The sequence below is a fragment of the Streptomyces sp. ST2-7A genome (assembly GCF_021390475.1).
Taxonomy (GTDB): Bacteria; Actinomycetota; Actinomycetes; order Streptomycetales; family Streptomycetaceae; genus Streptomyces.
The window spans coordinates 154,838-173,733 of sequence record NZ_JAJUWS010000003.1 but is presented as its reverse complement, the minus strand read 5'-3'; the positions used below and the strand labels follow the sequence as shown (position 1 = coordinate 173,733).

At 72.7% G+C, this 18,896-nt stretch carries 13 protein-coding genes; all 13 read left to right on the top strand.

From position 1 onward, the window contains the following. Nucleotides 1–458 precede the first annotated feature (458 nt). The gene (ndk, locus tag LZF96_RS03275; protein WP_233865410.1) at nucleotides 459–872 is read left to right on the top strand and encodes a nucleoside-diphosphate kinase; all 414 of its coding nucleotides are present in this window, start codon (nucleotides 459–461) and stop codon (nucleotides 870–872) included. A 321-nt stretch (nucleotides 873–1,193) separates the two neighbouring features. Beyond that, nucleotides 1,194–2,213 carry a rod shape-determining protein gene (locus LZF96_RS03270; protein ID WP_233865497.1) on the top strand — a complete coding sequence of 340 codons (1,020 nt, stop codon included), beginning with the start codon at nucleotides 1,194–1,196 and terminating at the stop codon, nucleotides 2,211–2,213. Between the two features lie 176 nt (nucleotides 2,214–2,389). Further along, nucleotides 2,390–3,427 carry a rod shape-determining protein MreC gene (gene mreC, locus LZF96_RS03265; RefSeq protein WP_233865408.1) on the top strand — a complete coding sequence of 346 codons (1,038 nt, stop codon included), beginning with the start codon at nucleotides 2,390–2,392 and terminating at the stop codon, nucleotides 3,425–3,427. Nucleotide 3,428: 1 nt separating this feature from the next. Next, nucleotides 3,429–4,157 carry a rod shape-determining protein MreD gene (gene mreD / locus LZF96_RS03260; protein ID WP_233865406.1) on the top strand — a complete coding sequence of 243 codons (729 nt, stop codon included), beginning with the start codon at nucleotides 3,429–3,431 and terminating at the stop codon, nucleotides 4,155–4,157. After that, nucleotides 4,154–6,256 carry a penicillin-binding protein 2 gene (mrdA, locus tag LZF96_RS03255; protein ID WP_233865405.1) on the top strand — a complete coding sequence of 701 codons (2,103 nt, stop codon included), beginning with the start codon at nucleotides 4,154–4,156 and terminating at the stop codon, nucleotides 6,254–6,256. The genes mreD and mrdA overlap by 4 nt, the downstream gene beginning before the upstream one ends. A 147-nt stretch (nucleotides 6,257–6,403) precedes the next feature. Continuing rightward, complete coding sequence (locus LZF96_RS03250; RefSeq protein ID WP_233865404.1) at nucleotides 6,404–7,597, top strand: FtsW/RodA/SpoVE family cell cycle protein; 1,194 nt, start codon at nucleotides 6,404–6,406, stop codon at nucleotides 7,595–7,597. 174 nt (nucleotides 7,598–7,771) lie between these two features. Continuing rightward, a complete protein-coding gene (locus LZF96_RS03245) occupies nucleotides 7,772–8,911 on the top strand; it encodes a CHAD domain-containing protein (protein ID WP_233865403.1) in 1,140 nt (379 codons plus the stop codon). Nucleotides 8,912–9,057: 146 nt separating this feature from the next. Further along, nucleotides 9,058–10,983, top strand: a complete 1,926-nt coding sequence (locus tag LZF96_RS03240) for a TIGR03960 family B12-binding radical SAM protein (RefSeq protein ID WP_233865402.1) — start codon at nucleotides 9,058–9,060, stop codon at nucleotides 10,981–10,983. A 188-nt stretch (nucleotides 10,984–11,171) separates the two neighbouring features. Further along, the gene (locus LZF96_RS03235) at nucleotides 11,172–12,023 is read left to right on the top strand and encodes a TIGR03936 family radical SAM-associated protein (RefSeq protein WP_233865496.1); all 852 of its coding nucleotides are present in this window, start codon (nucleotides 11,172–11,174) and stop codon (nucleotides 12,021–12,023) included. Nucleotides 12,024–12,224: 201 nt separating this feature from the next. Next, the gene (locus tag LZF96_RS03230) at nucleotides 12,225–16,283 is read left to right on the top strand and encodes an Rne/Rng family ribonuclease (protein ID WP_308294138.1); all 4,059 of its coding nucleotides are present in this window, start codon (nucleotides 12,225–12,227) and stop codon (nucleotides 16,281–16,283) included. Between the two features lie 242 nt (nucleotides 16,284–16,525). Then, nucleotides 16,526–16,849, top strand: a complete 324-nt coding sequence (rplU, locus tag LZF96_RS03225; RefSeq protein ID WP_233865401.1) for a 50S ribosomal protein L21 — start codon at nucleotides 16,526–16,528, stop codon at nucleotides 16,847–16,849. Nucleotides 16,850–16,863: 14 nt separating this feature from the next. After that, nucleotides 16,864–17,121, top strand: coding sequence for a 50S ribosomal protein L27 (gene rpmA / locus LZF96_RS03220; protein ID WP_233865400.1), 258 nt, complete (start codon nucleotides 16,864–16,866; stop codon nucleotides 17,119–17,121). A 141-nt stretch (nucleotides 17,122–17,262) separates the two neighbouring features. Beyond that, nucleotides 17,263–18,705, top strand: coding sequence for a GTPase ObgE (gene obgE, locus LZF96_RS03215; RefSeq protein WP_233865398.1), 1,443 nt, complete (start codon nucleotides 17,263–17,265; stop codon nucleotides 18,703–18,705). The last annotated feature ends 191 nt before the right edge of the window (nucleotides 18,706–18,896 follow it).

Genomic DNA, 18,896 nt, shown 5'->3' with positions numbered 1-18,896 from the left:
CGATCACCGCTCCGCCCCCGGGCTTCCGAGTCCCCGTGCGGTGTTCCTCCGGCGCGCCGTTTCCGGACTCCTCGGGGCCGGTTCGTCGGGTCCGGCTCTCCCCCCATTCCCTCCCGGGGGCCCGAGCCCCTCCGTCACCCGACGGTTCGCCACCGCGCTCCGGCGGAACGCACCGCCGTATTCCACGGGGACGGGGCCCGGCCGCCCGGTCCCCTTTCCCGACTCCGGCCCCGGGAGGTGACCCCGAATTCCGGACAACCCCGAACCCCGGCCGGAGGCACCGCCCCGGAGGCACCGTCCGTCCCGACTCGCGAACCCGGCTGGGGATTCCCGACCCCGGGCGGGTATCGTGCGATCATCCCGCTTCCTCCGTGAGCGACCGCGTACCGTCGTGCGCGGGAATCGTCCGGGGCCCGGGAAGCCCGGGCCCGCGCATCCCAGACCCTGGAGCCGTTTCCATGAGCCAGCGCACCCTCGTTCTCCTGAAGCCCGACGCGGTGCGCCGCGGACTCATCGGCGAGATCGTCGGACGGATCGAGGCCAAGGCCGGGTGGCGGATCACCGCCCTGGAACTGCGTGAACCCGACCGCGCCACCCTGGAGACGCACTACGCCGAGCACGAGGGCAAGCCGTTCCACCCGCCGCTGCTGGAGTTCATGGCCTCCGGCCCGTCCGTGGTCATGGTCGTCGAGGGCGAGCGGGTGATCGAGGGGGTGCGCGCGCTGGCCGGCCCCACCGATCCGATTGCCGCCGCCCCCGGATCGATCCGCGGCGACTACGGCACGATCGTGCGCGAGAACCTGATCCACGCGTCCGACTCACCCGACTCCGCCGAGCGCGAGCTGAAGATTTTCTTTCCCGGTCGCGACTGATTCGCCCGCCGTCCGCACCACTGATTCACCATCGGACGAAAACCCGCCCGTTCGGCCCCCGGTGCGTCAATGCGTTGCGCCATCGGAGTCGGTACGCTCGAAAGAGGGGAACCCTTCACCCGAACACGACGTCACCATGACGGTGCCCGGGGCGGGTTCCGCCGACAATGGCGGGGAGGGCGTACCCGCGCCCCGTGTTCGTCCGGCCGTGGATACGATGACGGCACCGCGATCCGCGGGCCGGTGTCACCGCATCCCCGCCGAGCTCCACGCACACATCGCTCCAGCTGGAAGGCCAGACGTATCCCCATGGCGAACAATATGTCGTTCATCGGCCGTGACATGGCAGTCGACCTCGGGACGGCCAATACGCTGGTGTACGTGCGGGGGCGGGGGATCGTGCTCAACGAGCCGTCGGTCGTCGCCATCAACACCAACACCGGCGGGATTCTCGCGGTCGGCGCCGAGGCCAAGAAGATGATCGGCCGGACCCCCGGCAACATCGTGGCCGTCCGTCCGTTGAAGGACGGGGTGATCGCCGATTTCGAGATCACCGAACGGATGCTCCGTTACTTCATCCTGAAAATCCACAAGCGTCGTTATCTGGCCCGACCGCGCGTGGTGGTGTGCGTTCCCTCCGGTATCACCGGAGTGGAGCGCCGCGCCGTCATCGAGGCATCCACCCTGGCCGGGGCCCGCCAGGTGCACATCATCGAGGAGCCGATGGCCGCCGCCATCGGCTCGGGGCTCCCCGTCCACGAGGCCACCGGCAACATGGTCGTGGACATCGGCGGCGGCACCACCGAGGTGGCGGTCATCTCGCTGGGCGGCATCGTCACCGCGCAGTCCATCCGGGTCGCCGGTGACGAGCTGGACAACGCGATCATCCAGCACATCAAGAAGGAGTACAGCCTTCTGCTGGGCGAGCGCAGTGCCGAGAACATCAAGATCACCATCGGTTCCGCCTACGACCTCGGTGAGGACGAGCACACCGAGATCCGCGGCCGGGACCTGGTCAGCGGCCTGCCCAAGACCGTCGTCATCTCCGCCGACGAGGTGCGCAAGGCGATGGAGGAGCCCGTCAACTCCATCGTGGACGCGGTCAAGACCACCCTGGACAAGTGCCCGCCGGAGCTGTCCGGCGACATCATGGACCGGGGGATCGTCCTCACCGGCGGCGGCGCGCTGCTGCGCGGCCTGGACGAGCGGCTGCGGCAGGAGACGGGGATGCCCATCCACATCGCCGAGGACCCCCTGGACTCGGTCGCGCTGGGCTCCGGCAAGTGCGTGGAGGAGTTCGAGGCACTCCAGCAGGTCCTGGACGCCCAGCCGCGCCGCTGAGCCGGGACCGTGGCACCCCGGCACCGTGACGCCCCGCCCACCGGGTCCTCGCGGGAGCCGTCGGCGTCCGCCCGGCCCCACCGCGTGCCCCCGGGGCCCCGGACCCGGGTGGGAGAGCGCCCCCGCCCGACCCGGAGCCCGCTCCGCAACGAACCAGAAAGGCACGGCCGCCCCAGGTGAGGGACACACGAGAGAGCCGGCTACTGCTCGTCCTGCTCGTCTCCATCGCGTTCGCGTTGATCACGATGGATCTCCGCAGTGGTGACGAGTCGCCGCTCGACGGCCCCCGCGAGGTCGCCGCCGGCGTCCTGGGCCCGGTCCAGGCCGGTGTGGCCGGGGCCGTCGACCCGATCGCGAACGCGGTCTCCGCCGTCCGGGACTCCGGGCGTCGGTACGACCGGATCAGCGAGCTCGAACGGGAGAACGCCGAACTGCGCCAGCAGCTCGGCGGATCCGAGCACCGCGACTCCCGCATCCAGCAACTCGACGACCTGCTGCGCACCGCCGGCGCGGGACGGTACGGGGTCGTCGGGGCCCAGGTCATCGCCATAGGGCCCGCCCAGAACTTCTCGCGGACCATCACCATCGACGCCGGGCGGGAGGACGGCCTGACCCGCGACATGACGGTCCTCAACGGCGACGGCCTGGTCGGCCGGGTCACCACCGTCGGGCCGCGCACCGCCACGGTGCTGCTGGCGAGCGACCCCAACTTCACCGTCGGCACGCGGCTGGAGGGCAGCGACGAACTCGGTTTCGCCACCGGCCGCGGTGACAACATCCTGGACGTCCAACTCCTCAACCATCGGGCCTCCGTCCAGGCCGGCGACCGCCTGGTCACCTTCGGCTCCTCCGACAACAAGCCGTTCGTGCCCGGAGTGCCGGTGGGGGAGGTCGTCGAGGTGGAGGCCGCCGCCGGTGACCTGACCCGTACCGTCCGGGTCCGGCCCTACGTCGCCTTCACCCGGCTGGACCTGGTGGGCGTCGTGATCGAACCGCCCCGGGAGAACCCGCGCGACGCCGTGCTGCCGCCCCGTCCCGAGGAGGGCACGGAGACCCGCCGCACCGCCGTCGAGCGGGAGGAGACCGACGACGACGCCGACACCGCCGACGAGGACACCGGCGTCGACGCCGACGCCGCCATCGAGCCGGACGACCCCGGAACCGCCGGGGCCGGAACCGGGGAAACCGCCGACGCGAGCGCAGGAGCTGACTGACATGCGGCTGAACCGCACCCTTCTCGCGATCGTCCTGCTCGTCCCCGCGCTGGTCCTCCAGGTCAGCATCCTCGCCCGACTCCAACTCCCCGGCGCGGTCCCGGACCTGCTGCTGCTCACCGTGCTCGGCCTGGCCCTGGTGTACGGCCACGTCGGCGGCGCGCTGGTCGGGTTCGCCGCCGGTCTGCTGGCAGACCTCTCCCCGCCCGCCGACCACGCCGTGGGCCGGTACGCCCTGGTGCTGTGCCTCATCGGCTACCTGGCCGGACTCACCAGACCCGAGACCGGCCGGCACCGTTCGGCCGCCATCCCGATGGCCGTGGTCGCCGGCGCCGCCGTCGCCTCCACCCTGCTGTACGCGGGCGTCGGCACTCTCGTCGGCGACACCGCCGCCGACACCTCCGGGCTCATCGCGCTGGTCCTCACCGCCACCCTGTACGACCTGCTGCTGGCGCCCTTCGTGGTGCCCGGCGTGATGGCACTGGCCCGCAGATTCGAGAACGACCCGCTCGCGGGCGACCAACAGGCCCCCTCCGCCACGGACTCCGCGGCCTCCTGGGGCGGTGGAGGCCGGCGCGGTCTGCGCGGGGCGCGTGCCGGCCGCGTGCTCGGCAAACCGCTGGGCGGCACCGGACGGGGCCGCTCGCCGCTGGCCGGACTGCGTCCCCGACGCGGCGCCGGCGCGGTCGGCCTCGGCGGGGTGAAGGTGAAGGGGGTCAAGCGCCTGTGACGAACATCCCCGAGACCGGCCGCACCCCCAGGGTCACCATTCGCCTGGTCGTGCTGCAGATACTGGTCTTCTCCCTGCTGCTGACCCTCGGCGGCAGGCTCTGGTACCTCCAGATCCGGCAGGGCGAGGAGTTCTCCGCCGCGGCGGCCGGCAACCACGTCCAGCAGGTCGTCCAGCCCGCCGTGCGCGGCTCCATCGTCGACGCCCGGGGCGTGCCCCTCGCGGACAACGAGACCCGCCTGGTGGTCTCCGCCGACCGCTCCGCCCTGATGCGGATGCGCGACGGCGGCGAGCAGGTCCTCACCGAACTCGCCGAGCTCCTGGAGATGGATCCGGAGGAGGTCACCAACCGGGTTCGGCTGTGCAACGCCGAGACCCCCCAGCCCTGCTGGAACGGTTCCCCCTACCAGCCCATCCCGATCACCGACGAGGCCACCACCCGGCAGGCCCTGCAGATCCGCGAGCGCGCCGAGGAATTCCCCGGCATCAGCGCCGAGCCGACCGCCGTGCGCCGCTACGCCGCGCACTTCGGCGCCCGCACCGCGCAGGTCCTCGGTTACCTCTCCCCGGTCACCGACGAGGAGGTGGCGGAGGCCCGGGACACCGAATCCCCGTTGCTGCGCTCGGACCAGGTCGGTCGCTCCGGCCTGGAGCGCACCTACGACTCCTGGCTGCGCGGCAGCGCCGGCGTGACCCGCTACGAGGTCGACAAGTACGGCCGGGTCATCGGCCAGGCCGAGGGCGACCCGGCCGCGGCCGGGGCCAACCTGGTCACCAGCATCGACGCCCGGGTCCAGGCCGTCGTGGAGAGGGAACTGGCGCAGGCCATGGAGGAGGCCCGCACCCAGCGCGACACCATCAGCGGACGTCCCTACGAAGCGGACTCCGGCGCGGTCGTCGTCATGGAGTCCCGCACCGGCCGGATCGTCGCGATGGCCTCCCAGCCGGACTACGACCCCAACGTGTGGGTCGGCGGCATCTCCGCCGACGAGTACCGGCGGTTGACCGGCGAGGACGCCAACAACCCGCTGCTCAACCGCGCCACCCAGGGACAGTCCCCGCCCGGTTCGACCTTCAAGGTCATCACCTCCACCGGAGCGGTCAACGCCGGCTACCCCTTCGACGGCCGCTACGACTGCTCCTCCTCCTACAGCATCGGCTCCACCACCTTCCGGAACTTCGAGTCCCGCGGGTACGGACCGATCAGCCTGGGCCACGCGCTGGAGGTCTCCTGCAACACCGTCTTCTACCGCATCGCGCACACCGAGTGGCAGAAGGACGGTGGCATCAACCCCGACGGCGACCCGAACGACTGGTTGTTCAAGGCGGCCCGTCAGTACGGCCTCGGCAGCCCCACCGGCATCGACCTGCCCGCCGAGGCGGGCGGTCGGGTACCGGACCGGCAGTGGAAGCGCGAGTACTGGGAGAGCCAGAAGGACACCTGGTGCGAGATGGCCAAGTCCGACGCCAACGACTTCGCCCACCGCCTCGCCCGGGAGAACTGCGAGGACGGCTGGCGAATGCGGGCCGGCGACGCGGTCAACTTCTCCATCGGCCAGGGCGACGTGCTGGTCACCCCGCTCCAGATGGCGGTCGTCTACTCCTCCATCAGCAACGGCGGCACCCTGTGGCGCCCGCAGGTCGGCAAGGCGATCATCGGCGCCGACGGCACGGTCCTCGAGGAGTTCGAACCGGAGGAACTCGGCAAGTCCCCCGCCACCGAGCAGACCATACGGCAGATGAAGGCGGCCACCGAGGACGTCATCACCCGGGGCACCGCCTCCTGGCGGTTCATCGGCTGGCCGCAGGAGCGGATCCCGATACACGCCAAGACCGGTACCGCCACCACCGAGGGCAAGCAGTCCACCTCCTGGCTGGCGACCTTCACCGACGACTACACGATCATCATGACCATCTCGCAGGCGGGTACCGGCTCCGGTGCCTCCGGCCCGGCCGTGCGCCGTATCTTCGAGGCGATGTACGGCGTGGACGAGGAGGGCGGCATCGACCGTTCGGCCGCCCTGCTGCCCGCCCCGATGGAGGAACTGCCGGAGATCGACGAGAACGGCACCATCGTCACCGACCTCTCCGAGCGGTGACCGGCGCCCGATGACCACCCCGATAGCCGCGCCCCGCGCGATCCCCGCGCCGGGGCCCCGCCCCCGGTTCCCCTCCCGCACCCCATCCCGCCCGGTGGGGACCCGCCCCACCGGGCGGGTCCCCACCGGCGGACGAGCGAGTCACCGATGAGCATTCACAGCTACCCGCTGCCCAAGCGCGGCGACAACCGCCCGGTCTGGCGTCGACTCGCGGCCCGCGACTCGATCGTCCGCCGCGTGGACTGGATCCTGCTGCTGGCCGCCGGAGCGCTTTCCCTGCTCGGCTGCCTGCTGGTGTGGTCCGCCACCCGCAACCGCACCGGCATCACCGGCGGCGACCCGCAGTTCTTCCTGATCCGCCAGGGGGCCAACCTCCTGATCGGCATCGCCCTCGCGGTCGGGGTCATGTGGCTGGGGCACCACCGGCTGCGCGGTGCGGCCCCCGTGCTGTACGCCGCCACCGTGGTGCTGTTGCTGCTGGTCTTCACCCCGCTGGGCACCGAGATCAACGGTCAGCGCGCGTGGGTCTCCCTCGGCGACTGGACCCTGCAACCCGGCGAGTTCGCCAAGATCGCCGTCATCCTCTCGATGGCCCTGATCCTGGCCGCCCGGGTGGACACCGCCGACCGCGCCCACCCCGACGGGCGCTCGGTGCTCCAGGCGCTCGGCCTGGCCGCGATACCCCTGGCCATCGTCCTCGTCGACGACATGGGCATGGCCATGGTCATCTCCGTCATCGTGCTCGGGATCCTGCTGGCCTCGGGCGCCTCCCTGCTGTGGACCACCGGCCTGGTCGTGGCGGGCGTCGCGGGCGCGGTCCTGGTGTGGGCCCTCGGCGTCCTGGACGAGTACCAGATCAACCGCTTCGCCGCCTTCGCCAACCCCGGACTCGACCCCACCGGCGTCGGCTACAACACCAACCAGGCCCGCATCGCGATCGGTTCCGGCGGACTGACCGGCTCCGGCCTGTTCCAGGGCACCCAGACCACCGGCCAGTTCGTGCCCGAGCAGCAGACCGACTTCATCTTCACGGTCGCCGGCGAGGAACTGGGCTTCGTCGGCGCCGGCGGCATCATCCTGTTGATCGGCGTGATCCTGTGGCGGGCGCTGCGCATCGCGCGCGGTGCCACCGACCTGTACGGCACGATCATCGCCGGTGGCATCGTCGCCTGGTTCGCCTTCCAGTCCTTCGAGAACATCGGCATGGCGCTGGGCATCATGCCGGTCGCCGGCATCCCGCTGCCCTTCGTCTCCTACGGGGGCACCGCGATGTTCGTCTCCTGGATGGCGATCGGTCTGCTCCAGTCGATCCGCATGAAACGCAGTCTCTCCGCCGCCTGAGGTCCATGGAACGCCCCGTCCCCGCCCCGTGTCCCGGGTCCGGTCGGGGCGCGGGGCACGCCCGACAGGTGGGCGGCCCGTTCGTGGCCCCGGCCGGGACATATCGCCCCCGGCCGGGGGAAGGGGTGCGGCGAATCCCCGGGGCGACGGGGTCGGCGAACGAAGGGCGGCACCATGTCCGGCACCACACAGTCCGAGGGCTCGACACCGCCGACCTCCCGACAGCCGCAGCCGGCTCCGGGTACCGCCGGTCACCTCGTGCTCGTCTACGCCCGCCGCCAGGTGCGGGCTCTGCGGGACCTGAGGGACCCCGCACGGGCGGGCGACCCCGACGCCGTGCACCGGATGCGGGTCGCCTCCCGACGGTTGCGCAGCTGCCTGCGCACCCACCGAACGGTGCTGGACCGGGAATACACCCGTGGGGTCGAGCAGGGCCTGCGGGTCCTCGCCGCCGAGTTGGGCGCCGAACGGGACCGGGAGGTGTTGCGGCGACGCCTGCTCGCCCATCTGGGCGAACTACCGCCCGAGTTGGTGCGCGGGCCGATCGAGCGCCGCATCCGCGAATACACCGGAACCGACACCGGGGCGGACACCGCGATCGACCCGACCGGCCACACCGACACCGACACCGTCGCGGAGCCGGGGCAACCGGGGCAATCGGTCGAGGGCGGCGGACCGGTGTCGTCGGTCGCCGTCGCCGGCTCCTTCGACCTCGTCGCCCGCGTCCCGGCCCCCGCCGACCCGGCGGGGGACCCCGCGGACGACCCCGCGTCGGCTCCCGACCGTCCGAGAGCCGTGCCCGCCCTCGACCCCCACCGCCACGGGGCGCTGCTGGACGACCTCACCGCGCTGCTGGAGAACCCGCCGCTGCTCCCCGACGCCCGGCGGCCCGCCCGTCCCGTCCTAGCCCGGGCGCTGCGCCGCGAACGCGAGCGCTGCGCCGGCCTGCTGGCCACCGCCCGGCGCGTTCCCGACGGCCCGGACCGCGACGCCGCCTGGCACCGCGCCCGCCGCGCCGCCAAACGCGCCCGCTACGCCGCCGAGGCCGCCGAGCCCGCCCTGGGCCCGGTCGCCCGGGCCGAGGCCACCGGATTCCGTCGGCTCCAGGAGCTGCTGGACGACCGCCAAGACGGCGTTCTCGCCCGCGCCGCCCTCCTCGACCTGGCCCGCCGTGCGGAGGAGGCCGGTGAATCCGCGTTCACCCACGGCGTGCTGCACGGCCGGGAGACCGCCCGCGCCCGCGAGGTGGAACGGGCCGTGGGTGTGGTGGAGGGGGCATCCGACCCCCTGCCGGCCCGGGGCCCGGTACGCTGAATGGCCAAGGGCCGTCCGGCACCCGTCGGGCCCCGCCCGTGGCACCGGCCCCGGACGACCCGCCCGGCACCGGCCGCCGGCACCCGCCGGTCGGCCGCGGCCCGCAGCCCGTGCCGCACCCCGATCCCGTCCCGAAAGTGTCCCCCATGCCAGTCGAGTCGGTCTTCCCGCGCCTGGAGGCCCTCCTCCCGCACGTCCAGAAGCCGATCCAGTACGTCGGCGGCGAGCTGAACTCCACGGTCAAGGACTGGGAATCCTGCGACGTCCGCTGGGCCCTCATGTACCCGGACGCCTACGAGGTCGGCCTGCCCAACCAGGGCGTCATGATCCTGTACGAGGTCCTCAACGAACGCGAGGGAGTCCTGGCCGAGCGCACCTACAGCGTCTGGCCGGATCTGGAGAAGCTCATGCGGGAGCACGACCTCCCGCAGTTCACGGTCGACGCGCACCGCCCGGTGGCCGCCTTCGACCTGTTCGGCGTCTCCTTCTCCACCGAGCTGGGCTACACCAACATGCTCACCGCCCTGGACCTGGCCGGCATCCCGCTGGAGGCCGTGAACCGCACGGAGGACCACCCCGTGGTGGTCGCCGGCGGGCACGCCGCGTTCAACCCCGAGCCGATCGCGGAGTTCATCGACTGCGCGGTCCTCGGCGACGGTGAGCAGATCGTGCTGGAGATGACCGACATCGTCCGCTCGTGGAAGGCCGAGGGGCGGCCGGGTGGCCGTGAGGAGCTGCTGTTCCGCCTCGCGCGCACCGGTGGTGTCTACGTGCCGCGCTTCCACGACGTGGAGTACCTCGCCGACGGCCGGATCTCCCGGGTGGTGCCCAACCGGCCGGGCGTGCCCTGGCGGGTGTCCAAGCACACCGTGATGGACCTCGACGAGTGGCCCTACCCCAAGCAGCCGCTGGTGCCGCTCGCAGAGACCGTCCACGAGCGGATGTCGGTGGAGATCTTCCGCGGCTGCACCCGTGGGTGCCGCTTCTGCCAGGCCGGCATGATCACCCGGCCCGTCCGCGAACGTTCCATCACCGGCATCGGCGACATGGTCGACAAGGGCCTGCGCAACACCGGCTTCGAGGAGGTCGGCCTGCTCTCGCTCTCCTCCGCCGACCACAGCGAGATCGCCGACGTGGCCAAGGGCCTGGCCGACCGCTACGAAGAGGACAAGATCGGTCTCTCGCTGCCCTCCACCCGGGTCGACGCCTTCAACATCGATCTGGCCGACGAGCTGACCCGCAACGGGCGCCGCTCCGGTCTGACCTTCGCCCCCGAGGGGGGCTCCGAGCGCATCCGCAAGGTCATCAACAAGATGGTCTCCGAGGAGGACCTGATCCGCACGGTCGCCACCGCCTACGGCAACGGCTGGCGTCAGGTCAAGCTCTACTTCATGTGTGGGCTGCCCACCGAGACCGACGACGACGTGCTGCAGATCGCCGACATGGCGACCCGGGTGATCGCCAAGGGTCGCGAGGTCTCCGGCTCCAACGACATCCGGTGCACCGTCTCCATCGGCGGTTTCGTCCCCAAGCCGCACACCCCCTTCCAGTGGGCGCCGCAGCTCTCCGCGGAGGAGACCGACGCCCGCCTGGAGAAGCTGCGCGAACGCATCCGGGGGGACAAGAAGTACGGTCGCTCCATCGGCTTCCGATACCACGACGGCAAGCCCGGCATCATCGAGGGCCTGCTCTCGCGCGGCGACCGCCGGATCGGCGCCGTCATCCGCGCGGTCTGGGAGGCCGGCGGCCGGTTCGACGGCTGGCGGGAGTACTTCTCCTACGACCTGTGGATGAAGTGCGCCGAGGCGACCCTGCCCCCGCAGGGCGTGGACGTGGACTGGTACACCACCCGCGAGCGCGGTTACGAGGAGGTCCTGCCCTGGGACCACCTCGACTCCGGCCTCGACAAGGACTGGCTGTGGGAGGACTGGCAGGACGCCCTCGACGAGACCGAGGTCGAGGACTGCCGCTGGACCCCCTGCTTCGACTGCGGGGTGTGCCCCCAACTGAGTACCGAGATTCAAATCGGCCCGACCGGGCGCAAACTGCTTCCGCTCACCGTGGTGAAGTAGGCGATCGGGAACCGGGGCACCCGCGCCGATCGTGTGGATCGTGTCGGGTGTCCCGGGCGGCGGCCCACGTCGCCGCCCGGGACACCCGACACGACCCGAGTGGTCCCCGTGATACCGGTGATCACCGTGTACGCCCCGGTCCCCGCCCGCCGCTTCCGCGGTCCCGATCCCCGAAGGACTGAACGACACTGGGCAAGAGACAACCCACAGGTCCCCCGCCCGCGCCCGCGACCCAACGCGTCCGGCTGCGGTACACCAAGCGCGGACGCCTGCGGTTCACCAGCCATCGCGACTTCCAACGTGCCTTCGAGCGCGCCCTGCGCCGCGCCGGGGTCCCCATGGCCTACTCCGCGGGCTTCACCCCGCACCCCAAGGTCAGCTACGCCAACGCCGCCCCCACCGGTACCGCCAGCGAGGCCGAGTACCTGGAGATCGCGCTCACCGAGACCCGCGACCCCGAGCGCCTGCGACTCCTGCTCGACGAGTCGCTGCCCACCGGCCTGGACGTGATCGACGCCGTCGAGGCCCGCACCCCGCACCTCGCCGAGCGCCTGGAGGCGTCCCGCTGGGAACTGCGGCTGGACGGGGTGCCGGTCGAGGAGGCCCGCCGCGCCGTGGAGGCGTTCCTCGCCGCCGACGCCGTCGAGGTGCGCAGACAGACGAAGAAGGGCCTGCGCGCCTTCGACGCCCGGGCCGCAGTGGTCGCCCTGGAGGCGTTCCCCGACGCCGGTACGGGCACCGGACCCGCCGCGGCCGGAGGGTCCGATGAGGGCCCGACCCGACCCTGTGCGATACTTCGCCTGGTGGTACGGCACGACACTCCTGCCGTGCGACCCGACGACGTCCTGTCCGGCCTCCGAGCCGTGGCCGACCTGGCGCCGCCGGTCCCCGCAGCGGTGACCAGGCTGGCGCAGGGGCCTCTCGATGCGGAGACCGGATCGGTGGGTGATCCGCTCGCGCCCGACCGCGACGCCGCCGCGGCCACCCCATCCGGGGCCGCCGGGCAGCAGGCCGCGGTGGTGCCGGAGACCACCGGCTAGGGGCGCTGTCGCGCGCCGCCGAATTGCCCGGGGCCGGGAGCCACTCGGGACCGGCTGTTCCCACCGGCGCACCCGCCCAACAGACTTTCGCCGTAGCCGGGCAAGGATTTCCCGGAACCGGCGAGCTACACACGACAGCTCCCGAGCGGCGCCCGCCCCCGTTGGCGCGGTGCCCGGGAGCGTGACGGGAGAACCGCCCGCATGCACGAGTACAACGAGTCCGCCGAAGCGGACACCCCCACGAGCAGCGAACCGAGGGCGACCGGGACCGGCGACGCCCCGGCGCCCCGCCGCCGGCGGCGGGCCGCCGCCCGGCCCGCCGGACCGCCGGCGGCCGGACCCCCGACCGGCGACGCCGGCGGCACGGGGGCCGTGGCCCCCACCGCCGGGAGCGATCAGGACACCCCCGCGGTGCCCGCGGCCGAGGCACCCGCCGAGCCCTCGGCCCCCTCGGCCCCGCGCCGCCGCAGGCGCGCCACCCGGGCCGCCTCCGCGCCCGTGGCGGACGCGCCCGCCGGCCCGGACCGCACCGACATCCCCGGCGACACGGGCTCCGACGCCGACGGCGAACCGTCGCCGCCGCCCGTCGACGACGTACCGGCCGGTGGGACCGCCACCGCGGCGGGCACCGGGGCCGAGGATGAGGCCGAGGAGACCCCCGCGGAGGACGGCGCGGCACCGATCGTGGTCCCCGCCTTCCAGGCCCCCACCTTCCAGGCGCCCCCCGTCGCCCCGAAGACCGCCTCCTTCCGGGCCCCCGCCTTCCGCGCCGGTGGTTTCCAGGCCCCGATGTTCCAGACCCCCGAGCGGGCCGCCGCCGAGGCCGCCTCCGATCGCGACGACGACCTCTTCGACGAGGGCCCCGGGGACGACGAGGGCTTCGACACCGCCTCCGACACCGGGGCCGCCTCCGACACCGACCGCGCCGACGACCACGGGACCGACGCGGACAACGGCGTCGACCGCCCCGGTCGTCGCCGCCGGCGCGGCGGGCGTCGCCGTCGCCGCAGCGAACTGGCCGAGCGCGCCGCCGAGACCGCCGGCCGCTCCCGGACCCGGACCCGGACCCGGGGGAACGGGGACGCCGGGACGGACGCCGAGGAACCCCCCGGGACCGCCATCGCCGGTGACACCGCGGCCGAGACCGACACCACCGCCGGCAAGACCGACACCGATGCCACAACGGCCGACACCGCCGAGGCCGACACCACCAAGGCCGACACCACCGCCGTCGGCGGGACCGACACCGACACCGCCGGCGACGACGCGGAGAACACCGCCGGTGACGACGCGGGCGAGGAGGCCGGGGACGACACCGACGACGAGGGCGGTCGCGGCGGTTCCCGTCGCCGGCGCCGCCGTCGTCGCCGCGGCGGCGAGAGCGCCGACACCGCCGAGACCCCGCCCGGCGAGGACGACCCCGAGCGCACCGTCGTCAAGGTTCGCGAGCCCCGTCGCGGCAAGCGGGAGCGCGAGGACGCCGACACCGGCTCCGACGGCGTGCAGTCCATCAGGGGATCCACCCGTCTGGAGGCCAAGAAGCAGCGCCGCCGCGAGGGCCGCGAGCAGGGCCGTCGCCGGGTGCCGATCATCACCGAGGCCGAGTTCCTCGCTCGCCGCGAGGCCGTCGAGCGCGTGATGGTGGTCCGCCAGAACGGTGAGCGGACCCAGATCGGCGTGCTGGAGGACGACGTCCTCGTCGAGCACTACGTCAACAAGGAACAGGCCACCAGCTACGTCGGTAACGTCTACCTGGGCAAGGTCCAGAACGTCCTGCCGTCGATGGAGGCCGCCTTCATCGACATCGGCAAGGGACGCAACGCCGTCCTGTACGCCGGTGAGGTCAACTTCGAGGCGCTGGGCATCAGCGGCGGGCCGCGCCGCATCGAGAGCGCGCTGAAGTCCGGCCAGTCGGTCCTGGTCCAGGTCACCAAGGACCCCATCGGCCACAAGGGCGCCCGTCTGACCAGCCAGATCTCGCTGCCCGGACGCTACCTGGTCTACGTGCCGCAGGGCTCGATGACCGGCATCAGCCGCAAACTCCCGGACACCGAGCGCTCCCGCCTCAAGCAGATCCTCAAGAAGATCGTCCCCGACGACGCGGGCGTCATCGTGCGCACCGCCGCCGAGGGCGCCACCGAGGACGAGCTGACCCGCGACGTGCAGCGCCTGCGCGCCCAGTGGGAGGACATCCAGGGCAAGGCCAAGAAGGGCACCAACGCCCCGACCCTCCTGCACGGCGAACCGGACATGACCGTCCGGGTCGTGCGCGACATCTTCAACGAGGACTTCACCAAGGTCATCGTCAGCGGCGACGAGGCGTGGGGCACCATCCAGGAGTACGTCACCGGCGTCGCCCCCGACCTCGCCCCGCGCCTGCAGCGCTGGACCTCCGAGGTGGACGTCTTCGCGAGTCACCGCATCGACGAGCAGCTGATGAAGGCGCTGGACCGCAAGGTGTGGCTGCCCAGCGGCGGCTCCCTGGTCATCGACCGGACCGAGGCCATGATCGTGGTCGACGTCAACACCGGTCGTTTCACCGGCCAGGGCGGCAACCTCGAGGAGACGGTCACCCGCAACAACATCGAGGCGGCCGAGGAGATCGTCCGCCAGCTGCGTCTGCGCGACCTCGGTGGCATCATCGTCATCGACTTCATCGACATGGTGCTGGAGTCCAACCGCGATCTGGTGATGCGCAGGCTCCTGGAGTGCCTGGGCCGTGACCGGACCAAGCACCAGGTCGCCGAGGTGACCTCCCTCGGACTCATCCAGATGACCCGCAAGCGGGTCGGGCAGGGGCTCCTGGAGTCCTTCTCCGAGAGCTGCGCGCACTGCAACGGCCGGGGCGTCATCGTCCACATGGAGCAGCCGACCGCGCAGGGCGGCGGTGGGAAGAAGGGCCGCCGCAAGCAGAAGCAGGCCGAGCGGGCCGCCGAGGCGATGGAGAACGGGGCCGAGACGGTCGACGAGACCGACCTCGACACCGGGACCGACGCCGACAGCGACACCGGGAACGGGGGCGCCACGGCCGTGGAGCCGGTCGTGGAGCCCGCCGCGGAGACGGTGGTCGCCGCCGACGGCCCCCTGGAGCTGCGCGCCGACGAGGAGCTGTACAACAGCATCGCCGAGGCCGAGGACGCGGCGCGTCGCGGTGGACGTCGTCGGCGCGGCGGTCGCCGCGCCTCCGCCCCCGCCACGACGCCCGCCGTCGGGACCGCGCCGGCGGACGCCGAGGAGTCGGCACCGGCCGGGACCGCCGCCGCCGACGAGCGGACCGCCGCCGCCGAGTCGAGCGGATCCGCCGCAGCCGTGGCGGAGCCGGCCCCGGTGGCCGAGGAGGCCGCCCCGGCCGAGGCGCCGCGCCGTCGTCGCCGGGCCTCCCGCCGGGCCAGTGCCCCGGCCGGTTCGCCCACCGGTCCGGACGCGGAGACCGCGGCCGTGGTCGTCACCCCCGAACCGGCAGCCGAGCCCGCAGCCGAACCGGTCGCGGTGGAGGAGCCGGAGCCGGCCCCCGCGGCCCCGCCGCGCCGTCGCCGGGTGGCCCGCCGCGCCGCGGCCCCCGCCGGCTCGCCGACCGGCGAGGCGGAGGCCGCCGTCGTGGTGATCGCCGCCGACGCCGGGACCGACACGGACGCCGGCAGCGGCGTCGAGGAGGTCACCGGCGGGGACACGCCCCCGGCGTCCGCTCCGGACACCGGGACCACCGCCGACGCCGCCCCGGTCGCCCCGGCCGGTCGGTCGCGTCGCCGTGCGGTGCGCCGTGCCTCGGCCCCCACCGGTTCGCCCACCGGTTCCGATGAGAGCGCCGTGGTCGTGGTGGAGGCGACGGAGTCGGTCGAGGAGACCGACACCGACACGTCCGCCGGGGTGCGGCCGGCCGAGGCGACCGAGCCGGCCCCGGTCGACACGACCGGGGCCGACGAGGCGCCGGAGGCCGAAACCGCCGAGGCCGCCGGGGACGACGCGACCGCCGAGGACGCGGAGACCCCGGCGGCGAAGAAGGCGGCCGGCGGGAAGACCGCGAAGGCCACCGGTGCCAAGAAGGCGGCGGCGAAGACCACCGCCAAGAAGGCGACGGCGAAGAAGGCGACGGCCAAGAAGGCGACGGTCAAGAAGACCGCGGTCAAGAAGGCCACCACCACGCGGAAGACCGCGACCAAGAAGGCGGCCGGCAAGAAGACCGCCACGAAGAAGAGTTCCGGCACCGCCGCCGCGGAGCAGTCCTCCACCGGCACGGTGACCGCCTCCACGGAGGAGTGATCGCGGTTCCCGGGCCCGCCACGGCGGCGGGTCCGGGAACCGGGGGCGATTTGACCGCCTCCTCACGACCTCCGTATCCTTGACCGTCGGCGTGTCGACTTCACACGCCGCGCCCCCGAGCGATTTCCTCCCGGCCCCGCCGGGAGAGGGCGGGATCCCCCCGATGGCACCGCGCGCGACGCGCCGGTTCCGCGGGCCCGTCTGGCATCGAGGGCTCCGTATCGAATGAGAGAGAGTTCCGCGTGTACGCGATCGTGCGCACCGGTGGCCGCCAGCAGAAGGTGGCTGTCGACGACATCATCGAGGTTGACCGCATCTCCACCGGCAAGGTCGGCGACACCGTCGAGCTCTCCACGCTGCTCGTGGTGGACGGCGACACCGTCACCAGCGACCCGTGGGTCCTGGCCGGCGTCAAGGTGCAGGCCGAGGTCGTCGAGCACCACAAGGGCGAGAAGATTCGGATCCAGAAGTTCAAGAACAAGACGGGTTACCGTCGGCGGATGGGTCACCGTCAGCTGAACACCCGGCTGAAGGTCACCGAGATCCCCGCCCCGGCCGCGAAGTAAGGGACTGAGCGAAGATGGCACACAAAAAGGGCGCGTCGTCCACCCGGAACGGCCGCGACTCCAACCCGCAGTACCTCGGCGTCAAGCGCTTCGGCGGCCAGGCCGTCAACGCCGGTGAGATCATCGTCCGCCAGCGCGGCACCCACTTCCACCCGGGCACGGGTGTGGGCCGCGGCAACGACGACACCCTGTTCGCCCTGCAGACCGGTGTGGTCGAGTTCGGCCGTCACCGCGACCGCAAGGTCGTCAAGATCGTTCCGGTCGCCGCCTGAGAGCACGCCCCCGCGGCCTGCTCGTCCGGCACCGGACGACCGAACCCCACCGAGGGCGGATGCGCGAGCGCATCCGCCCTCGGCGTGTTACCCGTGTTGTGAGAGAACCGTGAACCACCCCCGCACATCGGAGGCAACCCCATGACCACCTTCGTCGACCGTGTCGAACTGCACGTCGCCGCGGGCAACGGGGGGCACGGCTGCGCCTCCGTGCACCGCGAGAAGTTCAAGCCCCTCGGTGGTCCCGACGGCGGCAACGGCGGGCGGGGCGGGGACATCCTCCTCACGGTCGACCGCGACGTCACCACGCTGCTGGAGTACCACCACCGGCCGCACCGGCAGGCGACCAACGGCAAGCCCGGCGAGGGCGACAACCGCACCGGCAAGGACGGCGTCGACCTCGTGCTCCCCGTCCCCGACGGCACCGTGGTACTGGACAAGAAGGGCAACGTCCTCGCCGACATGGTGGGGGAGGGCACCACCTTCGTGGCCGCGCGCGGCGGTCGCGGTGGGCTGGGCAACGCCGCCCTCGCCTCGCCCCGGCGCAAGGCCCCCGGCTTCGCGCTGCTCGGCGAGCCCGGAGGGGCCGGTGACATCGTCCTGGAACTGAAGACCGTCGCGGACGTGGCGCTGGTCGGTTACCCCAGCGCCGGCAAGTCCTCGCTGATCTCGGTGCTCTCCGCCGCGAAGCCGAAGATCGCCGACTACCCCTTCACCACGCTGGTGCCCAACCTGGGCGTGGTCACGGCGGGGGACACCGTCTACACCGTGGCCGACGTGCCGGGGCTCATCCCCGGCGCCAGCGAGGGACGCGGCCTGGGCCTGGAGTTCCTGCGGCACGTCGAGCGCTGCTCGGTCCTGGTGCACGTGTTGGACTGCGCGACGCTGGAGAGCGACCGCGACCCGCTCAGCGACCTGGATGTCATCGAGGCCGAGCTCGACGCCTACGGCGGCCTGCGGGACCGGCCGCGACTGGTCGCCCTCAACAAGACCGACATCCCCGACGGCCAGGAGCTCGCCGACCTCATCCGTCCCGAACTGGAGGCGCGCGGCCTGAAGGTCCTCGACGTCTCGGCGGTCTCCCGCAAGGGGCTGCGGGAGCTCACCTACGCCCTGGCAGAGCTGGTGTCCACCGCCCGGGCGGCCCGGCCGAAGGAGGAGTCCACCCGCGTGGTCATCCGACCCGGCGCCGTGGACGACAGCGGCTTCACCGTCACCGCCGAGGGCGAGGGGCTGTTCCGGGTGCGGGGCGAGAAGCCCGAGCGCTGGGTGCGGCAGACGGACTTCACCAACGACGAGGCCGTCGGATACCTGGCGGACCGGCTCAACCGGCTCGGGGTGGAGAACGAGTTGGTGCGGCTGGGCGCCCGCGAGGGCGACGGCGTGGCGATCGGCGAGGAGGAGAACGCGGTCGTCTTCGACTGGGAGCCCTCGGTCACCGCCGGCGCCGAGATGCTCGGACGTCGTGGCGAGGATCACCGCCTGGACCCGATCCGGCCCGCGGCCCAGCGCCGGCGCGACCGCGAGGCCGTGCGCGAGGAGTCCATCCGCCGGGAGTACGAGGAGTTCGACCCCTTCTCCTGAGACCGGCGGAGCCGGTATTCCCCGGGACGGGGACATCGACTTCCCGCAACTCATCCCTCTTTCACCGGATTTCGCCCCGTTCGGGGTAATCGAGCCGGTTCGTGCGGCGCGTGTCCATCGGGGAATCAACCCGATGGACACGCGCCGTTCATCTGTGCGCGTCACAACCGCGTAACAGTCCACAACGGTTC